Annotated in this window: 14 protein-coding genes; 2 read left to right on the top strand and 12 right to left on the bottom strand. The window is 64.8% G+C overall.

What is annotated here, in order from left to right:
- Nucleotides 1–24 precede the first annotated feature (24 nt).
- Nucleotides 25–558: a hypothetical protein gene (locus tag ACVIGB_RS45475; RefSeq protein ID WP_456749342.1), complete on the top strand. Its 534-nt coding sequence runs from the start codon at nt 25–27 to the stop codon at nt 556–558.
- Nucleotides 559–942: 384 nt separating this feature from the next.
- Here the strand turns inward: ACVIGB_RS45475 and ACVIGB_RS45470 are convergent, their stop codons facing one another.
- The 5 genes from ACVIGB_RS45470 to ACVIGB_RS45450 all read right to left on the bottom strand — a co-directional run bounded on the left by ACVIGB_RS45470 (nt 943) and on the right by ACVIGB_RS45450 (nt 7,340).
- Nucleotides 943–1,731: a Crp/Fnr family transcriptional regulator gene (locus ACVIGB_RS45470; RefSeq protein WP_456725267.1), complete on the bottom strand. Its 789-nt coding sequence runs from the start codon at nt 1,729–1,731 to the stop codon at nt 943–945.
- 1,149 nt (nt 1,732–2,880) lie between these two features.
- Nucleotides 2,881–3,903, bottom strand: a complete 1,023-nt coding sequence (locus ACVIGB_RS45465) for a S1C family serine protease (protein WP_456724367.1) — start codon at nt 3,901–3,903, stop codon at nt 2,881–2,883.
- Between the two features lie 79 nt (nt 3,904–3,982).
- A complete protein-coding gene (locus ACVIGB_RS45460) occupies nt 3,983–4,432 on the bottom strand; it encodes a hypothetical protein (protein WP_456724368.1) in 450 nt (149 codons plus the stop codon).
- A 17-nt stretch (nt 4,433–4,449) separates the two neighbouring features.
- Nucleotides 4,450–6,051, bottom strand: coding sequence for a GMC family oxidoreductase (locus ACVIGB_RS45455; protein ID WP_456724369.1), 1,602 nt, complete (start codon nt 6,049–6,051; stop codon nt 4,450–4,452).
- A 65-nt stretch (nt 6,052–6,116) separates the two neighbouring features.
- Nucleotides 6,117–7,340 carry a cytochrome P450 gene (locus ACVIGB_RS45450; protein ID WP_456724370.1) on the bottom strand — a complete coding sequence of 408 codons (1,224 nt, stop codon included), beginning with the start codon at nt 7,338–7,340 and terminating at the stop codon, nt 6,117–6,119.
- A 234-nt stretch (nt 7,341–7,574) separates the two neighbouring features.
- Here ACVIGB_RS45450 and ACVIGB_RS45445 point away from each other — a divergent pair, with 234 nt between their 5' ends.
- A complete protein-coding gene (locus ACVIGB_RS45445) occupies nt 7,575–9,209 on the top strand; it encodes a flavin-containing monooxygenase (RefSeq protein WP_456724371.1) in 1,635 nt (544 codons plus the stop codon).
- 336 nt (nt 9,210–9,545) lie between these two features.
- Here ACVIGB_RS45445 and ACVIGB_RS45440 read toward each other — a convergent pair whose 3' ends face one another.
- The 7 genes from ACVIGB_RS45440 to ACVIGB_RS45410 all read right to left on the bottom strand — a co-directional run bounded on the left by ACVIGB_RS45440 (nt 9,546) and on the right by ACVIGB_RS45410 (nt 20,838).
- Nucleotides 9,546–12,851 carry a carboxyl transferase domain-containing protein gene (locus ACVIGB_RS45440; protein ID WP_456749341.1) on the bottom strand — a complete coding sequence of 1,102 codons (3,306 nt, stop codon included), beginning with the start codon at nt 12,849–12,851 and terminating at the stop codon, nt 9,546–9,548.
- Between the two features lie 17 nt (nt 12,852–12,868).
- Nucleotides 12,869–13,753, bottom strand: a complete 885-nt coding sequence (locus ACVIGB_RS45435; RefSeq protein WP_223968181.1) for an ABC transporter permease — start codon at nt 13,751–13,753, stop codon at nt 12,869–12,871.
- Nucleotides 13,750–14,706, bottom strand: coding sequence for an ABC transporter permease (locus tag ACVIGB_RS45430; RefSeq protein WP_456724372.1), 957 nt, complete (start codon nt 14,704–14,706; stop codon nt 13,750–13,752). The genes ACVIGB_RS45435 and ACVIGB_RS45430 overlap by 4 nt, the downstream gene beginning before the upstream one ends.
- 3 nt (nt 14,707–14,709) lie before the next feature.
- On the bottom strand, nt 14,710–16,257 hold the full coding sequence (locus tag ACVIGB_RS45425) for an ABC transporter substrate-binding protein (protein ID WP_456724373.1): 1,548 nt from the start codon (nt 16,255–16,257) through the stop codon (nt 14,710–14,712).
- Between the two features lie 71 nt (nt 16,258–16,328).
- Complete coding sequence (locus ACVIGB_RS45420) at nt 16,329–17,333, bottom strand: ABC transporter ATP-binding protein (protein ID WP_456724374.1); 1,005 nt, start codon at nt 17,331–17,333, stop codon at nt 16,329–16,331.
- The gene (locus tag ACVIGB_RS45415) at nt 17,330–18,406 is read right to left on the bottom strand and encodes an ABC transporter ATP-binding protein (RefSeq protein WP_456724375.1); all 1,077 of its coding nucleotides are present in this window, start codon (nt 18,404–18,406) and stop codon (nt 17,330–17,332) included. The genes ACVIGB_RS45420 and ACVIGB_RS45415 overlap by 4 nt, the downstream gene beginning before the upstream one ends.
- Nucleotides 18,406–20,838, bottom strand: a complete 2,433-nt coding sequence (locus tag ACVIGB_RS45410; RefSeq protein WP_456724376.1) for a CaiB/BaiF CoA transferase family protein — start codon at nt 20,836–20,838, stop codon at nt 18,406–18,408. The genes ACVIGB_RS45415 and ACVIGB_RS45410 overlap by 1 nt, the downstream gene beginning before the upstream one ends.
- Nucleotides 20,839–20,882: the final 44 nt, after the last annotated feature.

Raw genomic sequence — 20,882 nt, 5'->3', positions numbered from 1 at the left:
ACCGTAGTAGTTGATCTTCTTCGCATGCTTTACGTTCTGGGCAATGAGGACGCAAAAGCCGCGAACATAGGCAGATTCGGTTACTTCTTTGAGGTCGCCGATGGGCATATAAAGCAACTAGCCTCGAGCCTTATGCGACTGGCGACTAGTGTCGCAGACGATGATCAAAGGGCGATTGGTGAAATCGAACGAAACTGCCATTGGGTATTTGAACAAGTAAGGCATCGAAATGATATCAACTTCGATATCGACAGATGCTTTCGTGTTATGATCCGGGTTGCCAATGGCGCCTATGAAGTGTTTTCGCGAGGCATTCCAATCGAATTAACTCGCGTTGAGAGCGATGTGGCCCGTGCGTTCATGCATTCAACCTTGTCCTATCGTCCTGGAAGCGTTGAAAGCCTCCGACGCAGGTTATCCATTCAAGCAGTACTGCTGAAACAGCATGCTTCAAGCGATAACATCGGAACTATCGCGCACGACTCGGCGCAGTTGTTTGCACTGCACTACTTTTTAATCGACCGTAGGCTACTTTCTGAAAGCTTGTCTAATGGCTGACAGAAACAATTTCCGCTTTGGGTCAAACTGAGACCTCGCACCGACGGGTCGGCACTTCCGGTCTTCATTCGGAAGCGGACATCGTCACGGCCGTCGGGCATGTCTCAAGAGGGCCAACAACAGACTCATGCACTGCAGCAAGACGCTCTCGATTTTGGCTTCGCTTTATCGGCGATGGCCGCAGGCAGCGTGCAATGATCGGACTTCAAGCCCTCCCGAAGGATGAGCGGGAGGACTGTTGCCAATCTGCTCGCCAATGTGGCGCTCGATCCGCTTGGAAAGGTCCCCGAATTCAAGTTTTGCGCCATGCGCGTGAAGCCGGTGGCAATTAGGACGGCGGCGGCCGAGCAGGCGACGGCCGCGATCAATCGCCCGGGGCCGCTGTCAGTTGGCGAGAGGCGGCTGCGGCGCGATCTTGTTCTGCGCGATGATGGCTTCGGCCCGCGCGAGATTTTCCAGCAGGCGCTGGCTGGTCAAGACAAGGAAGTAATAGCCGAACTGCGGGTTTTGGAAGTAGATCTCGAGCAGCTTTTCGTAGCTGACAGTTAGAACGCGGCCATCCTCGATACATTCGATCGTCGCGGTCCGGCGGTTGTCGGGCGTGAGGAAACCAAGCTCGCCCATCAAACGCCCCGGCGGAAGTTCGACGTTGATTTCGACGACCCGGAATTTGCCGGTGACGGTCAGCAGCATTTCGTTGGCCGCGTCACCTTTCCTCATCAAGATATCGCCCTTGCGATACTTGCGGTCAGTCATGAACGGCTTGAGCCACTCCATCGACGTGTCGCCCTGCGTTGCGGTGCGCGCCTTCTTCACGAGAGCGAGCATTTGACGGAGACGGTAGGCATTGATGGGAATCATCAGGAAATACAGAAGAAAGGTCGTGATGGCTCCGGTGAGCGCACCGAACATGGCGAAGAACGCGCAACCGATCATGTTCGCGACCCGCAGCGGCACCATCGTGTGCGTCAGCAATGTGGCGACGAAGAAGATCGCGCCGATCAGGGCGAACATGTTGGCAAGCGTGATGTTGTGCAGGAAGAGCTCCAGCAGGCGGTTGAAGATGGCGTCCCAGGTCACGTTGTTCGGATCGAGGCCCATTTGGACCAGAATCTTCGCGAACCTGAGGTTGTCGGTTGCTGCATCGAGGATGCGGTCCAGCATGATGGACATATCTCCTTTTGGAGCCGGTGAGGCCAGCTTACCGGAAGTTGTTATTCCCAGCGCAGCAAACTTGACCACCCGACTTCCGAGATGGGTCAAACTCGGAAGTCGCGCGGCCTTCCGCCGAAGTCCGCTGGTCCCCGGTGAGCAGTCATCCGTGGGCCGCGCGATGAGGTCCGAAGAGGGCCAATAGCCGACATTTCTTCGGTCTGCTGCTATTCCAGAACGCCTTCGTTTCAAAACTAAGCGCCGCGCCGGCGGGTCGGCACTTCCGGTCTTCGTTCGGAAGCGGCCATCGTCAATGCCGTCCGGCATGCCTCAAGAGGGCCATAAGCGGTCATTCAAGCCAGTCGAGAGCGAATTCGCTTGCCTTGCTTTGAGTCCTTTTGCACTCTCAGACAAGGAGGCCGATGCATGAAGATAATCACCGTCGCGTGCGCTCTCGGAGCGGCCCTGGTGCTGTGCAACCTCGGGACGTCTGGTGCTGAAGCCCGGGCGCGGAAGGCACAAGTCGTTCATGAACCAAGGAGGATTGTTATTCCGGGGCCCGTGATAAGGCCAACTCCGTGGGATTATTATGTTGTTCCACGATATCGTTATCGCCCTGAAGACGACCGGGTTGATCCATACGGCCCGCCCTTGGTGTCGTCGTGGCGCCTCTATGAGGGGTGGCGGTGGCCATATTGGTGGTGAACAGCGATCACGCCAGACAGATCGCATTCCGGGGGAAGTGGTGATCGTCCCCTGACGGACGGTGAAGCGTAACGTCAGGATAAGACCGCACATCGCGATGCCGCGTTGTGGCAGCGGACCGCTACGGGTCACAACCGGCAAAGCTCAGGATGAGCACAAGATTTCCGCTTCGCCGCCAAGACCCGGCATTTTGCACGTTTGTGAGTACAAGCCCTGGTTCAGTCGGTCCACACGGATCGCGTTGCCAAAAACGCTTACGAGCACGACCACGCAGGCGGTCGGAAAGAATTTCCACGCGGCTGCTAGCGGCACGCGTCGGACGGCGGAGGCGCTGTTTGTAGTCACTTTCAGACGCAGAACGCTCCCCGAAAAGAAGTTGCACGCCACACCTCTACTCTCGGGCGCCGGCAAGCCACCCTCTCCCACAGGGGGAAAGGGTCAGGCGAGTTCGTGGATCGACCGTGGTCACTGCTTCGCAGGCTTCCTTTCGATCGGATGAATCTCGATTGCGCGCAGGCGGCCGAGCCGGAGCACGTCCAGCGAGAGGGTCCGGTCGATCCGGCTGTGATCGAGCGCGCGGATCAGGTCGTCGACGCCGTGGATCTCGATGCCGTCGAGCCTGATCACCACATCGCCCGGCAACAGGCTCGCGCGCGCGGCCGGGCTGTCGGGCTCGATCTGCATCAAGAGCGCACCCATCTTGTTCTCGACGCCGGCGAGGACCGCATGGCGCCGCGGCACCGGCGCGGTCTGGCCTGCGACGCCGATATAGGCGCGGCGGACATAGCCGTGACGGATGATCTCCGACAGCACGAACTGCGCGGTGTTGCTGGCGACCGCAAAGCAGATGCCCTGCGCGCCGTTGATGATCGCGGTGTTGATGCCGATCACCTCGCCCTTCGACGACACCAGCGGGCCCCCGGAATTGCCAGGATTGAGCGCGGCATCGGTCTGGATCACGTCCTCGATGGTGCGCCCGCTGACCGAACGAATCGAGCGGCCGAGCGCCGACACCACGCCGGCGGTGACCGTCGATTCGAACCCGAGCGGATTGCCGATCGCGACCACGAGCTGGCCGCGCCGCAACGTCTTGGAATTGCCGAGCGAAGCATAGGGCAGATCGCGCGCGCCGTCGGCCCGCAGCAAGGCGAGGTCGGTGTCGGGATCGACGCCGAGCACATGCGCGTCGGTGACGAAGCCCTCGGTGTCGCGCAGGCGGATCTCCTTCGACGATCCGACCACATGGCTGTTGGTCAGCACGAAGCCGTCGGGCGAGATCACGATGCCCGAACCGAGCCCGCCGCGCTCGCGCGCGTTGCGGACCTTCGGCCCGGTCTCGACCCGGACCACGGCAGGACCGACGCGATCAGTCACGTCGATCACGGCATTGGAATAGGCATCCAGCAAAGCCCGGTCATCAACTTGGGCAGCATCGTCCGCCCGCGGTGACGGCCTGTCACCGGCGGCATCTGAGGTAAAATCCAGCATGGCGAGAATCCTTTGGTCCCCTCAGATGGTGACCTGCTCCCACCGCTGCAAGTGGTTACGCCTGAACCTGCCCGAGTGGCTAGGTCGCCCGCCGCAGCGTGCCGCCCCGCGCCTTGACCGGATCGAGCAACGACCAGTCGCCGTCCGGCAGCACGTGGCCCTTCGGGAACGGCGCGCGCAGTTCGAGCCCGAGCGAACGCAGCACGCGATCGTCGCGGTAGTAGCATTGCAACACGACGCGGACGAGCGTGGCCGCGGCGGCGCCGCCGCGGCTACGAAACGCCTGCGCCACCGCATCGCGCCCGGCATCGTCGAGCTCGGCGAGCGGCTTGCCGGCGAGCTTTGCCAGATGATCGAGCGCCTGCGCGACCAGGGCGGTGTCGCGGCCGAGCGTTGCGAGCATGTCGGCCTGGATCGCGGCATCATCGGCCCCCGGCACCTTGTACTCGGCACTTTCGGGAACGATCATCGCAGCGATGGTGCGGAGATCGGCGCGCTGGGCTGCGGTCAGTTGTTTGCTATCGGACATGTCGGTCTCTGTCGGTCTCAGTCGAACAGGTTGGCGAGGCGCTGCTTCATCTGATCGGCGATGTAGAGCGCGAGGGCCTGGATGGTGGAGGTCGGGTTCACGCCACCCGAGGTGACGAAGATGCTGCCGTCGACGATGAAGAGGTTCTTCACGTCGTGCGAGCGGCCCCATTCGTTGACCACGGAGCGCGCCGGATCGGTCCCCATCCGCGCGGTGCCGAGCAGATGCCAGCCGCCCCACGGGATCGGATCGTTGATGCAGATGTCGGTGGCGCCGGCGACCTCGAGAATCTCGCGGCCGCGCGCCAGGCCATGGTCCATCATCTTCCGGCTGTTTGCGCTGATCGTGTAGTCGATCTTCGGCGCCGGGATGCCGTGACCGTCCTTCAGGACCGGATCGAGCGTGACGCGGTTGTGCTCTTCCGGCAGATCCTCGCAGATCGCCGACACCGCAAGGCGATGACCGTTGAGCTTGCGGAACACGCGGTGATGATCCTTGCCCCAGGGCAGGACGCCCTTCTGCTCGCTCGCGACCGCCTCGAACACCGGCCCGGCGCCGCGGCCGAACTGGATGCCGTAGCCGCGGACGAAGCCGCGCGAGAGGTCGGTGTCGTAGAACTCCTTGCTCCACAGGCAGGTCGGCGGCGCGCGGTTGCTATCGGTCGGCTCCTTCACGAAGCCGTAGACCTGCGCATAGGGGTGGAACATGAGGTTCTTGCCGACCAGGCCTGACGAGTTGGCGAGACCGTTCGGGAATTTTCCCGACACCGAATTGAGCAGCAGCCGCGGCGTGCCGACGCCGTTGCAGGCGATGATGACGACCTCGGCCGGCTGGAATTGCTCGACGCCGTCCTTGTCGTAATAGACGACGCCGGAGGCCATGCCATGCTCGTTGGTCAGGATCTCGCGCACCCGGCAATGGGTCTTCAGCTCGACCCCGGCGCGGATCGCGTGCGGCCAGTAGGTGATGTCGGTCGAGGCCTTGGCGCCCTGGGCGCAGGCCGGCGTGCAATGGCCAAGATTGATGCAGCGCGCCCTGCCCTCGTAATCCATCGTCGCAACCGTGGTGTCCGACGGCCACCAGTGCCAGCCGAGCTGGTTCATGGCCTGGCCGATCAGCGGGCCGGACAGCCCGAGCGGCTGCTGCGGCATCGGCGGATGGCTCAACGGCGACAGCGGGTCGCCCGACAGGCCCGAGACGCCCATCATGCGATCGTTCTCCTCGAAGAACGGGGTGAGCGCGTCGTAGTCGATCGGCCAGTCGTCGGCGACGCCGTCGAGCGTCTTCACCCTGAAGTCGGAGGGATGCAGCCGCGGCCAGTGCGCGGTGTACATCACCGTCGAGCCGCCGACGGCGTTGAAGTTGACGACCTTGATCGGCGAATTGTCGTCATTGATCGGATAGTCCTCGGGCCGCTTGCGGACATTCGGGCTGGACGACCACTCGCCGTAGAACTTCGCCTCCCAGTCGCGGCCGGTGCTCGGATATTCGGCAGGATTCATCCAGCCGCCCTGGTCGAGGCAGAGGATATGCATCTTGGTGTCGGCAAGGCTCCAGGCCACCGCGGCGCCGGAGGCGCCGGCGCCGATGATCAGGACGTCAACGGGATCGTTCTTCATTCTTGTTCCTTGGAGTCTCTTCTTCCGTCATTGCGAGGAGCGATAGCAATGACGGGTGATGCGGCTCAATTCACGATTCTCACCGGCAAGCTTCGTATACCGCGGATGAAATTGGAATAGAGCCTTTGCGGCGGGCCCATCAGCTCAAAACGCAGATCGCGCGCCAGAACCTCCTCCCAGAGGATGCGCAATTGCTGCTCGGCGAGGCGGTCGCCGACGCAGCGGTGAATGCCGGCGCCGAAGGCGAGATGCTGGCGCGGCTTGGCGCGGTCGATGATGAATTCGTCGGCGCGCTCGATCTTGTCCTCGTCGCGGTTGCCGGAGATGTACCACATCACGACCTTGTCGCCCTTGCTGATCCGCTTGCCGGCGAGCTCGACATCGTTGCGCGCGGTGCGGCGCATGTGCAGCACCGGCGTGTGGTAGCGGATGGTCTCGGAGACGAGGTTCGGGATCAGCTCCGGCCTCGCGCGGACCAGCTCGAACTGCTCGGGATTCTCGCACAGCGCCATCAGCCCGGCCGACATCGAGTTGCGCGTGGTGTCGTTGCCGCCGACGATCAGGAGCCCGATGGTGCCGATGAACTCGCGCGGCTCCAGATTTCGAGTGGCCTCGGAATGCGCCAGCATCGAGATCAGGTCGAAGGTCGGAGCCGCATCGACCCGCGCATCCCATAGCTTGCGGAAATATTCTCCCATCTTGACCAGCTCGGCGGTGCGTTCAGCCTCCGAATGCACCACCGCGTCAGGCGAATCGATGTTGGCGATCGCGACATCCGACCACCAGGTCAGCTTGGCGCGGTCCTCGGCGGGGAAATCGAACAGCGTCGCCAGCATCATGTTGGTGAGGTCGACCGAGACCCGCTCGGCCCAGTCGAAGGTCTCGTTGCGCGGCAGCGCGTCGAGCACGGCCGAGGTGCGCTTGCGGATCAAGGCATCTAAATTGGCGAGGTTCGACGGCGCCACGATCGGCGCGACCGTGCGGCGCTGCGCGGTGTGGCCGGGCGGGTCCATGCGGATGAAGCTCGGCCGCTCCTGCCCCTTCGGCTGGTCGGCGACCTGGATACCGCCGAGCTCCGAGGCCGAAGAATAGTTCTGGTGGTCCAGCTCGACCGCAAAGATGTCGTCGTAGCGCGTCACCGACCAGTACGGACCGTAGGCCGAGGCCTCGCAATAATGCACCGGATCGTCGCGGCGGAGCTGCGCGAACAGCGGCCGCCAAATGTCATCCTGATAAAGCCGGGGGTTGCTGACGTCTGTTGACGTCGGCCTGCGCAGCGCCTCTCCCATCGCTTCACTCCCACTGGTTCCGTCGCCGCTTGGCGGGCGATCGTCTTTGTCAGCCGACGATAGAGGAAATCCCGCGGCTGAGTAAAGCTATGGGGCGGACCGTCCGCCGCGCGGAATGCGGAGAGGCCGGCCCACCCGGCAAATCGCGATGGCAGCCCCGCTGTTCGAGGTTTGTCGGCAGCTACGAGACCGGCTAGCCTTGCCGGCAATCAACCCATCAGGGAGCAACGAGAGGTGGCCGCATTGCGCCAGGACAACAGCCCGCAGACAGCTGCGCTGGACTACGACGTCATCATCATCGGCGCCGGGTTGTCCGGCCTGTACCAGCTCTACCGGCTGCGCGAGCTTGGCCTCTCGGCGCGCGTGTTCGAGGCCGGCACCGGCGTCGGCGGCACCTGGTACTGGAACCGCTATCCCGGCGCGCGCTTCGATTCCGAAAGCTATTCCTACGGCTACTCGTTCTCGAAGGAGCTGTTGCAGGAATGGGAATGGTCGGAGCATTTCGCCGGCCAGCCCGAAACCTTGCGCTACTGCAACTACGTCGCCGACAAGTTCGATCTGCGCCGCGACATCCGGTTCGAGAGCCGCGTCGCGTCCGCGATCTACCAGGACGACACGCGAAGCTGGCAAGTCACGCTGGAAAGCGGCGCGCGTCACTCCTGCCGCTTCCTGATCACCGCGATCGGCCCGCTGTCGACGCCGACCCTGCCGCGCATCGAGGGCCGCGATGATTTCAAGGGCCAGTCGTTTCACACCGCGCGCTGGCCGAAAGAGAAAGTGGATTTCGTCGGCAAGCGCGTTGCCGTGATCGGCACCGGCGCGACCGGCATCCAGACCATCCAGACCATCGCCGGCGAGGTCGGCCACCTCACCGTGTTCCAGCGCACCGCCAACTGGGCGGCGCCGCTGCACAACGGCAGGATCGACGCGGAGACGCAAGCCAAGATCAAGGCCGGCTATCCCGAGATCTTCGCGCGCTGCAAGGAGACCTTCGCCTGTTTCGTGCATACACCCGATCCGCGCGGCGCGTTCGAGGTGAGCGACGCCGAGCGCGAGGCGTTCTACGAGAAACTCTACGGCGAACGCGGCTTCGGCATCTGGCAGGGCAACTTCAGGGATATCCTGATCGACCGCGAGGCGAATGCGACGATCAGCGACTTCGTCGCGCGCAAGATCCGTGAGCGCGTCAAGGATCCGGAGGTCGCCGAGAAGCTGATCCCGAAGAACCACGGCTTCGGCACGCGGCGGCTGCCGCTCGAGACCTACTATTACGAGGTCTACAACCGCGACAATGTCGAGCTTGTCGATCTGAACGAGACGCCGATCGAGCGGATCACGCCCGAAGGCATCCGCACCAGCGACAAGGACTACGCCTTCGACATCATCATCTATGCCACCGGCTTCGATGCCATCACCGGCAGCTTCGACAACATCGATTTTCGCGGTGCGCACGGCGCAAGGCTGAAGGAGAAGTGGACGCACGGCCCGGAAACCTATCTCGGGCTGATGGTCGACGGCTTCCCCAACATGATGATGCTGATGGGCCCGCATACCGCACTCGGCAACATCCCGCGCAGCATCGAATACAGCGTCGACTGGGTCACCGGCCTGCTCCGCTTCGCGAAAGCGAAAGGCCTGACCTTTCTCGACGCCACGCCCGAAGGCGCCGCCGGCTGGACCGATCACGTCAAGGCGCTCGGTGTCGGCCTGCTGTCCAACGAGGTCGATTCCTGGATGACCGGCATCAACCGCAACGTCGAGGGCAAGCAGAGGCGCATCGTCGCCCGCTACAGCGGCAGCGCGCCGGCGTATCGCGCGCGGTGCGATGAGGTGGCCGCGAAGGGGTATGCGGAGTTGAGGTTGGGCTGAGCTTGGGATCGCTCTCTCGGTGATGCGAGGCGCCTGCCCCATCCATCCCCGTCGTCCTGGCGAAAGCCAGGACCCATAACCACCGCATTCAGTGATGAACGGGATCGTGGCCCCAGCATCGCGCAATAATTGAGATTTGGGGTAATGGGTCCTGGCTTTCGCCAGGACGACACCGTGTTTGTCGCACGATCCGTGCGTCACATGCCAAGAGGTTTGCCACGTCAGGCAACTCAGCACCGTAGGATGGGTGGAGCGAAGCGATACCCATCATTTGCACCGCGGATGAAGAATTGATGGGTTTCGCTTCGCTCTACCCATCCTACGCATCGAACTTCGCTACCACGCATCAATACACGGCCGCTTGCGGTGCGTCCGCGGCTCGGGCTTCGGCACCGAGCGGAGGCCGGCCATGATCCAATGCCTGGTGTCGGCGGGGTCGATCACCTCGTCGATCTCGAGCACCGAGGCGATCGAGACTGCCTTGCCGTTGGCGTAGAGTTCGGCGACCTTGGTCTGGAAGTACTTCTCGCGCTCCACCGGGTCCGTGATCGCCTCCATCTCCTTGCGGAAGCCGAGGCGGACATAGCCTTCGAGGCCCATGCCGCCGAACTCGCCGGTCGGCCACGCCACCGTGAAGAACGAGGCATGGAAGCCGCCGCCGATCATCGATTGCGCCCCTAAGCCATAGCCCTTGCGCAGCACGACGCCGAACAGCGGCACCGTGATGCTGGCGCCGGTGACGAACATCCGCGCGACATGGCGCACGATCGCGGTCTTCTCGGCCTCGGGGCCGACCATGAAGCCCGGCGTGTCGCACAGCGAGACGATCGGGATGTCGAAGGCATCGCAGAGCTGCATGAAGCGCGCGGCCTTGTCGCCGGCCGCAGCGTCGATCGCGCCGCCGAGATGCTTTGGATTGTTGGCGATCAGGCCGAACGGCTTGCCCTCGATGCGGATGAAGGCCGTGATCATGCCGACGCCGAAATCGCGCCGGATCTCCAGCACCGACCCCTCGTCGGCGATCAGGTCGATCACGTTACGGATGTCGTAGACCCTTAAGCGATTCTCCGGGATCGCACGGCGCAACAGCCGCTGGTCCGGCGCCTTCCAGTCCTGCACTGCGCCCTGGAAATAGGACAGATACTTCTGCGCAACCGCCGTCGCCTCTTCCTCGTCCTCGACCAGGATGTCGATCACGCCGTTCGGGGACTGGAACGAGACTGGGCCGACCTCAGCCGGATGATAGACGCCGAGCCCGCCGCCCTCGATCATCGCCGGGCCGCCCATGCCGATCGAGGCGTTTTTCGTCGCGATGATGACGTCGCAGACGCCGAGCATCGCGGCGTTGCCGGCGAAGCAATAGCCCGAGACCACGCCGACCACGGGCACGAGCCCGGACAGCTTGGCGAACTGCACGAAGGACGGCCCGTCGAGCCCGGTCATGCCGAGCCGGTCGGTATCGCCGGGCCGGCCGCCGCCGCCCTCGGCATAGAACACCAGCGGCATGCGCCACTGCTCGGCGAGACCGAGCATGCGGTCGATCTTCTTGTGGTTCATGTGGCCCTGGGTGCCGGCGAGCACGGTGTAGTCGTAGGAGATCACCATGCAGCGTGCGCCATCAGCGCCGAAATCCCTGGCGTTGACGGTGGCGACGCCCGCGATCAGGCCATCAGCCGGCGTGTTCTTGATGAGATCCTCGACCTTGCGGCGGCGGCGCTGTGCCGCGATCGCAAGCGAGCCGTATTCGACGAACGAGCCCTCATCGACCAGCTGCGCGATGTTCTCGCGCGCGGTGCGCTGGTTGGTCTTGCGGCGGCGCTCCACCGAGGCCGGACGGTTCTCGTCCAGCGTGATCGCCTTGCGCGCGATCAGTTCGCCGAGGTCCGGGCGGATGTGATCAAGATCGATCGCGGCCTCTTCCGTCGCGGCGTGGCTGTCGACTTCGGCAGGCTCGAGGAACAGGATCGGCTCGCCATGCATCAGGGTGACGCCGGGTCCCCCGGCGATCTTCGTCACTCGGCCGCCATGCGGCGCGGCAACGAGATGCTCCATCTTCATCGATTCCAGCACCGCGATCTGCTGGCCGGGACGGACCAGATCGCCCTCCGCGACCTCGATCGCCACGATGGTGCCCTGCAGCGGCGCGGGCACCGGGAGCGATCCCTCGGGCGCCGCTTCGGCAACGACTTTGGTCGCCGCCGCCTCGCTCACCTCGATCAACGGCGCGGCGAGATCGCTGGCTGCGCCGACCAGCGCCGCCACATGGGTATCGATGAAGTTGGTGCTGATCTTGTTCCGCCCAAAACTTTGATGCGCCAGGATTGCGCCGAGGAACGGGATGTTGGTGGCGACGCCGCCGATCCTGAATTCACGCAAGGTGCGCGACGCCTTGTGCACCACGTCAGTCCATTTTTGGCTCGGCGAGTGCACGATAACCTTTGCCAGCAGCGAGTCGAACGCGGCGCTGGTCCGATAGCCCGAATAGCCGAACGTATCGACGCGGACGCCGGGGCCGGATGGCAGGTCGAACACGCTGAGCGTGCCGCCGGTCGGCTTCGTCACCCCCTTCTCGTCCATCACCTCCATGTTGACGCGCAGCTGCATGGCATAGCCGCGCGGCAGCGGCACGGTGGCTTGCGCCAACCCCAGCGAAGCCAGCGTGGCGCCGGCGGCGACCGCGAGCTGCGAACGTACCAGGTCGATGCCGAGCACCGCCTCGGTGACGGTATGCTCGACCTGAAGCCGGGGATTCGCCTCGATGAAAGCGAAGGCGCCTTCGCCCTTGCTTTCCTCTGCCTCGTCATCAACAAGGAATTCGAAGGTGCCGAGATTGTCGTAGCGCGCGGCGGAGGCGAGCTGCTTTGCCGCCTCGATGATGCGCGCGCGCAAGCCATCGCTCAGCGACGGGCTCGGCGCCACCTCGATGAGCTTCTGGTTACGGCGCTGGATCGTGCATTCGCGCTCCCAGAGATGACTGATCGCACCATGACGATCGCCGATGATCTGCACCTCGATATGACGTGCCTTGCGGATCAGCCGCTCGACATAGACCGCGTCGTTGCCGAACGCCGCTTTGGCCTCCGACTGGCAGCGCGCGTAGGCCTCCTCAAGCTTGGCCGCGTCCTCGACCACGCGCATGCCGCGCCCGCCGCCGCCGGCGATCGCCTTGACCATCACGGCGGCATTCGCGCCGAGCGAGGCGAAAAAGGCCTTTGCCTCGTCGAGTGTCGTTGCGCCGGACGTACCGGCGATAACAGGCACGCCGCATTTTTTCGCCAATGCCTTTGCCTTGGCCTTGTCGCCGAACAGATCGAGCGCCTCCGGCGACGGGCCGACGAAGGTGATCTTCTCCTCGGCGCAGCGCCGCGCCAGCTCTGTGTTCTCGCTGAGGAAGCCATAGCCCGGATGCAGCGCGTCGCAACCTGCAGCCTTGGCTGCCGCTATCACTGCCTCGATATCGAGATACGCCCGCGCGCCGCGCCCGGGGATCTCGTGGCTCGCATCGGCGGATCGGACATGCAGCGAGGCGGCATCGTCGGCGGGATAGATCGCGACCGTCGCGATGCCGCTCTCGGCCGCGGCACGGGCAATGCGGATCGCGATCTCACCGCGGTTGGCAATCAGCAGTTTCTTGAACGACATAACGGTTCCACCTGAGATCAACGATCCTTCATGGTCGGATCGAGCACGACACGCAAGGATTCCCCCAGCGCATTGAACGCCAGGGAGACGACGAGAATGGCAAGGCCCGGCGCATACATCTGCTCCGGCGCGATTTCCATATATTGATAGGCGCGCGCCAGCATGGCGCCCCAGCTCGGGTCCGGCGGCTGGATGCCGAGGCCGAGGAACGACAGGCTGGCTTCGGCCAGGAGCGCCGCGGCGAGCAGCAGCGTCACCTGCACGATGACCGGCTGCAGCGTGTTCGGCAGCACGTGGCGCCACAGCACATGCCAGGTCGGCGCGCCAAAACCCCTGGAGGCGTCGACATAGAGCTCCTGCCGCACGATCAGCGTTCGGGCGCGGACGATGCGCGCCAGCGCCGGAAACATCGTGATGCCGATCGCGATCATGCCGTTGGTAAGCCCAATGCCGAGCGCGCCGGTGACCGCGATCGCCAGCACGATGGCGGGGAACGACAGGAAGGTGTCGATGATCCGGCTGATGATGTCGTCGATCCAGCCGCCGAAATAGCCGGCGATGAGGCCGACCGGCAGCCCGATCAGGACCGCGACGCCGACCGCAAGCAGGCTGGCATAGACGGTGGCCGGTGCGCCGTAGATCAGACGGGAGAAGATGTCGCGGCCGAGATCGTCAGTGCCGAGCAGATGCAACGGCCCCGGCGGCGCCAGCATGTTGTTGACGTCCTGCGCGGTCGGCGCATAGGGCGCGATCCAGGGCGCGCCGATTGCGACGACAACCAGCACCGATAGCACCAGGATCGACAGCGCCGCGCGCAGATCGCCGGCGAGCCAGCGCAGGAAACGCCGAAGCCGGGTCGGCTTGGCCGATATCTTGAGCGGAGCGAGCGCGGTGTCGGTCATTGCTCGATCCTCGGATCGACCGCGGCACACAGCAGGTCGGTGATCAAATTCACCGCGATCACGACCACCACCATGGTGAAGACCACACCCTGCACGATCGGGAAATCGCGCTGGATCGCACCACGCACGATCAGGCTGCCGAGGCCGGGAATGGCGAACACCGCCTCGATCACGACGGTCGCCGCCAGCATGCGGTTGACCAGCAGGCTGATGATGGTCAGCAGATTGACCCCGACATTCTTCAGGCCGTGCCGCCAGAGGATGCGGGACATCGACAGCCCCTTGGCATGCAGCGTGCGAACATATTGCGACGACAGCACCTCCAGCAACGCGCCGCGCAGCTGGCGCGCGACCTCGGCCATGCCGTAGGCCGCGATCGCGATGGCCGGCAGCAGCGCATGCCGGATCGCGTCGATCGGCGAGGCGCTGAAGGACTTGGCGCCCGTCGCCGGCAGCCAGTTCAGCTTCAGCGAGAACTCCGCTACCAAAATCATCGCGAGCCAGAAGCCGGGCACCGCGACGCCGAGCGAAGCGATCATGCTGATCAGCTTGTCGACCCAGCCGTTCGGCTTGATCGCCGCCATCACGCCCATCGGAATCCCCGTGACCAGCGCCAGCACCAGCGCGATCACGACGATCAAGAGCGTGTTCGGAAAGGCGCGGCCGATCGAGACCGCGACCTTCTCGCCGGTCAAGAGGGATTGCGAGAGATCGCCCTGTGCGACATGGCCGAGCCAGGCGCCATATTGCACCAGGAACGGCCGGTCGAGGCCGTAGATTGTCCTGATCTCACTGATCCGGGCGTCGGTCGCGTTGTCGCCCGCCAGCGTCACGGCGATGTCGCCGGGCACCAGCTTGAGCAGCGCAAACACCATGAAGGTCGCGAGCAGGATCACAGGCAGCGCCTGCACGAGGCGGCTGCCGATGACCTTGACTGGAGACCGTCGTGCCATGGTTCAGCCTTCGAGCCAGACGTCGTCGTATTTCGGCTTGCCAAGCAGATTGGGCCGATAGCCCTGCACCTTCTTGTTCATGGCGACCAGCTCGAACTGGAACGCCAGCGGCACGACGAAGGCGTTCTCCATCACCAGCCGCTGCACGGTGGAGAAGGCCTTGCGCCTGACCTCGATATCTTCCGACGCGCGCGATTCCTTGATCGCGGCTTCGAGCTCCGGAGGCACCGGCGCACGGCCGCCATTGTAATAGGCGTCCTTGGTGAACATCAAAGAATAGGTCAGGCTCGGGTCGGGCCGTCCGGTCCAGGCCGAGAGCAGCCCGGCCCCCTTCTTCTCCGGACCGAAGAACGCGGCAGAGGCCTCCGCGATCGGGGCATTGACGAACCGCGCGTTCATGCCGGCCTTGCGCAACTGCTCGATCAGGATCTCCTGACGCTGCACCGAATCCTGGTCCGGATAGCCGCCGAGCTCGATCGGGGTGCCCTCCTTGAAGCCGGCCTCGGCGAGCAGCTTGCGTGCCTTGTCGGGATCGTAGGGATAGAGTTTGGCGACCTCGGCATCATAGGCCCAATGCGCCTTCGGCAGGTTCATGTAGGCCGGCTCCGCGAGGCCGGCGAGCGCGGCCTTGACGAAGGACTCGCGATCGATCGCGAAGTTGAGCGCCTGGCGAACCTTGACGTTGTCGAACGGCGGCTTGGCCCAGTTGAGGAAAATCTGGAGCACATAGAGCGTCGGGCCGTGCACCACCTTGACGCTCGAGGCACGCTCGATGATCGCCTTCTGCCGCGGCGGCAGCTGATAGATCAGATCGTTCTGCCCGGCGGTGACAGAGCGGGCGCCGGTGGTGAGCTCGGGAATGATCGAGAACTCGATGCCGTCGGGGCAGGGCCGGTCCGGCTTCCAGTATTTGTCGTTGCGCTTGACCACGATCTTCTCGCCGTCGGCCCAGCTCACGAAAGCATAGGCGCCGGCGCCGACCGGCTTGCGGGTCACGACGCCGCCCTCGGCCGCCCTCAGCGCCGTCGGCGACACCATCATGCCGGCGCGATCGGAGAGGATGCCGGGCAGCGCGGTGTCCGGCGTCTTCAGCTTCAACGTCACCTGCTGCGGACCGGAGACCTCGACCGACGCGACCGAGAGCAGGTCGGCCTTGATGTTCGACTTCGCATCACCCCGGTTGCGATCGAGGTTGAATTTGACGGCCTCGGCATCGACCGGGGTGCCGTCATGGAAGCTGACGCCGGAACGGATGTTGAGCACCAGCGTATTGGGATCGGTGAACTTCCAGCTCTCGGCGAGCCCCGGCCTGGGTTTCAGCGTCTCGAAATCCCATTCGACCAACGTGTCGTACATCGTGAACAGGAAAGCGTGGTCGGAGCCGGCGCCGCCGGTTGCCGGATCGAGGCTCGACGGATTGGCCGGCGCTGAGATCCGCAAGGTGCCGCCCTTCTTCAGCGCGGCTTGCGCGAATGCACTGCCGCCGAGCGTGGTGCTGGCCAGCGCGCCCGAGATCAGCGCCATGGCCTCGCGTCGTGTCGTCATCGTCATGGCGTTGTCTCCAGTTCGGTTTGGAGCATGATCTTGTCGGAAAACCGCTTCACACTTTTCCGGATCATGCTCTAGTTGTTCGAAAAATTCGGGCGGTCGGCGAAATGGCAGGCCACCCAGTGATCGGGTTTCAGCTCGCGCCACTCCGGCACGCGATCGGTGCAGAGCGGCTGCGCATGCGGGCATCGGGTGCGGAAGCGGCAGCCCGACGGCGGATCGATCGGGCTCGGCACCTCGCCCTGCAGCACGATGCGGCTCTCCGGCCGCATTGATGATGGCAGCGGTCGCGGCTCGGCCGACAGCAATGCGATGGTGTAGGGGTGCAGCGGCCGCTCGGCGACCTCTTCGGTCGGCCCGAGCTCGACGAACTGGCCGAGATACATGACAGCGACGCGCTCGCTGATGTGCGAGACCACGGCGAGATCATGGGTGATGAAGACATAGGTCAGCCCGAGGTCGCGCTGCAGATCGGCAAACAGATTGAGCACGTCGCCGCGGATCGACATGTCGAGCGCGGCCACCACCTCGTCGCAGACAATCAATTTCGGCTTGAGCGTCAGCGCGCGGGCGATCACGACACGCTGCTTCTGCCCGCCGGACAGTTGGTGCGGATAGCGCTCGCCGAACTCCTGCGGCAGGCCGACGCGCTCCAGCGCCTCCCGCGCTAGCCGCTCCCGCTCGGCGCGGTCGCCGACGCGGGCGAGCTCCAGCGGCTCCAGCACGGACGCCAGAATGGTCATGCGCGGGTTCAGCGCCGCGTTCGGATCCTGGAAGATGATCTGGTAGTCGCGACGATGGCTCTGGAATTTTTGGCGCGACAGCGCCGTTGGGTCGATGCCGTCATGCAGGATGGCGCCGGCGCTGGGCTTCAGCAGAAACACCAGCGCGCGGCCGATCGTGGTCTTGCCCGATCCGGATTCGCCGATGATGCCAAACGTCTCGCCGCGGCGGACGTCGAAATTGACGCCATCAACCGCCTTCACGGTGGCGCGGCGGTCCGAGGTCTGGAAGCGGACCTGGAGGTCGCGCACCGAGACGATGGGCTCGCCGCGCTGTTCAGCGGATGCTGCGGTCATTGCGTCGCGACCTTCGCAGCAGCCGGCGCATCGGGCGGATGCAGCGCGCCCGGCAGATTGAGCTCGGCAAAGCGCCAGCAGCGCACCTTGCGGCCGCCACCGGCGTCCTGCAGCCTCTGCTCGGCCTCGCAGCCCTTGGCCGCATGCGCGCAGCGGGCGCGGAAGCGGCAGCCGGCCGGCATCTCCGCAATCGACGGCACCCGGCCCGGGATCGACGGCAGCCGGCAGTGGCGCGGGCTCAAATGCGGCAAGGACCGCAAAAGGCCGGACGTATAGGGATGAAGCGGCCGCACCAGCGCCTCGTCGACGGTGGCGTCCTCGATCACCTCGCCGGCATACATCGTAATCATCCGCGTGCAGGTCTCGGCGACGACGCCGAGATCGTGGGTGATCAGCATCAGCGCGGTCTTCGAAGTCTCGCTGATGTCGCGCAGCAATTCGAGAATCTGCGCCTGCACAGTGACGTCGAGCGCGGTGGTCGGCTCGTCCGCGATCAGGAGCTGCGGGCCGCAGATCAGGCTCGCCGCGATCATCACGCGTTGGCGCATGCCGCCGGAGAGCTGGTGCGGATAGTCGTCGATGCGCCGCTCGGGCGAAGCGATGCCGACGCGGCGGAGCATCTCCAGCGTCTTCGCCCGCGCCTCCTCATAGGAAACGTCCGTATGGACGCGCAGCGTCTCCGCGATCTGGTGGCCGACGGTGAAGACCGGATCGAGCGCGCTCATCGGCTCCTGGAAGATCATCGCGATCCGCTTGCCTCGGATGGCGCGCATCTGCCGCGCGCTGCAGGAGGCGAGATCGGTGCCGTCGAACAGGATCTTGCCGTCGAGCCCGGCAAAATTGCCCGGCAAGAGGCGCAGGATCGACAGGCCGGTGATGGTCTTGCCGCAGCCGCTCTCGCCGACGATGCCGACGCGCTCGCCGGACGCGATGTCGAAATCGATCCGGCGCGTCGCCTGCCAAATGCCCTGCGACGTCTTGAAGCGGATGCCGAGCCCGCGCACGGACAGCAGCGGCCGCGCGCCGTCGCGCGCAACCTCCGCCTTGCGCTGTGCCGGCTGGCCTGCCTCCATCAACCCGCCGCCCGCTTCTTCTCTTTCACCAGCTGCTCCTCCATCAGCATCTCGGTGCCGATAATGCCCTCGTGGGTGAGCTCCTCAAGCTCGGCGTCGGAAAGGCCGAGCATGCCGGACAGGATCTCGCGGTTGTGCTCGCCGAGCGTCGGCGGCACCGAGCGGATCGCGAATGGCGCACCGCCCTCGCGGAACGGCATCGACGGCTGCGGATGCTTGCCGATGAAGGCGCGGTCGACCTGCTGGATGAAGCCGCGGGCGTCGAGCTGCGGGTCTTGCAGGAGATCGATCGGCAGCCGCGCCACGCCGGAGGCGATACCTTCAGCTTGCAGCGCAGTCATCGCCGCATCGGGATCGCGTGCCGAGGTCCATACCGAGATCGCAGCCTCGATCTCGGCCTCGATGGCGCGGCGGCCCGCGGCCGTCTTGAGCGTCTCGTCCGTCGCCCAGTCCTCGCGGCCGAGCAGCCGCGCAAGCCTTGGCCACATCGCGTCATCGGACACCGCGACCACGATCCAGTCGTCCTCGCCATCGCAGCGAAAGCAGCCATGCGGCACGAAATCAGGATGGCGGTTGCCGTATTTCGTGGGTGGCCTGCCGTCGATCGCATGCGCGACGATCCAGGGCGCGGCGAACGGCATCATGCATTCGATCTGCGCGAGATCGATGAACTGGCCCTGCCCCGTCAGCCGGGCGTGGATCAGCGCGGTCAGCACCGCGGCAGCGCCGTTGAGGCCGCCGACGGCATCGCCGAACGCGGTGTGGCTCATCACCGGCGGGCCACCGGCATCGCCGACCACGCTTGGCAGGCCGGAGCCCTGCTCCAGGGTCGAGCCGTAAGCGCGGCAGTCGCGGTGCACGCTGCCGGCGCCGAACGCCGACATCGACATCATCACGAGCTTCGGATTGATCTTGCTCAGCACGTCATAGCCGAGGCCGAGCTTGGGCAGCACCTCGACCGAATAATTGTCGACCACGAGGTCGGCATCGGCGAGCAGGCGCTTCGCCAGCGCAAGCCCCTTCGGCCGGGTCAGATCGAGCGTGATGCCGCGCTTGTTGCGGTTCATGATGCAGTAGCGCACCGACTTCTCGTACATCTGCTCCAGCACATAGGCCGGGCGGCGATCGACGCCGCGCCACCAGTCCGGATACTGGGTCGCCTCGATCTTGATGACGTCGGCGCCGAGATCGGCGAGCGTACGGGTACAGATCGGCCCGGCCCAGCCCATCGAGAAATCGACGACGCGGATGCCCTCGAGCGGCAGGCGATGGGTCGGAACCGGCTTCGGCACCGGCACACGCGGCGTGGCCTCGAGCCTTGCCTGCTGCTCGCCGAGATCAGGCACGCGGCCACCGCGGAGTGGCGGCGTTCCCGTCAATCGTTGCATGGTACCGGCGGAAAAGCCGGTCTCGTCGCCGACCGCGATCGGAACGATGGCGCCGCGGGCGCGCTTCTCTTCATCGGCGATCAGATCCGCGATCTCCGGCACCGGCACGATCGGGATCTTGCGCTTGAGACCCTCGGCAAACCATTCCTGCGCGGTGCGCTGCTTCAGCTTCGGCAGGATCTTGCCCTCGATCTCGGCGACGCGCTGCAGCCGGTCGACGCCCATGACCAATGTCGGATCGTCGCGCAAATCGGTGAGCCCCAGCATCTCGCAGAACGCACGCCATTGCGCCGGGGTCACCGTGGTGACGCCGAGCCAGCCTTGCTTGGTCTCGTAGATGCCGACCGGAAAGGTCGGCCAGAACCGGTTGACGCCGATCCGCCGCATGATGTCGCCGCGCTGGAACGCCTCGAACATGATGTATTCGGTGACGGCGATAGAGGCCTCGAACAGGCTGAGATGGCTGGTGCGCCCGCGCCCATCCTGCATGCGGCCGAGCACCGACGAGGCGGCCGCGATGAAGCCCCATAGCCCGCCGAGAATCCCGATCTGGAAGTCCGGCGCGTGCATCGGCGGCCCCTGCTCGGATCCGACCAGCTTCACGAGCCCAGTCAGTGCGCGGATGGTGGAGTCGGTCGCGGCGAAATTGGCATAGGGACCGCGATCGCCGAACCAGGCGAGGTCGAGATGGACCAGGCCCGGATTGTTCCGCTTGATCGCATCGAGATCGATGCCGGGACAATTGGCCGCATCGATGCCGCGCCCATCGAGCAGGATGTCGCAGCCGGCAATCAGCTCACGCAGGCGCGACGTGGCGCCCGCGTCGTTCTGGTCGAGCACGACACTCGATTTGTTGAAATTGAGAAACCCAAACCATGCGCTGTGGCCCTGCGGCGTTAGAGGCGCGGTGCGGCGAAGCGGATCGCCCGCGGGCGGCTCGACCTTCTGCACATCGGCGCCGAAATCAGCGAACAGCCGCGCGCAATAGCTCGTCGCCGCAGCGCTTCCGATCTCGACTATCCGCAGATGCGACAACGCACCCATCACGCTTCCTCGCGACAAAATGACCAGCCGATGCCATCGGCTGA

The sequence above is a fragment of the Bradyrhizobium sp. USDA 4341 genome, from assembly GCF_054063755.1.
This window is presented reverse-complemented; position numbering and strand designations above follow the sequence as displayed.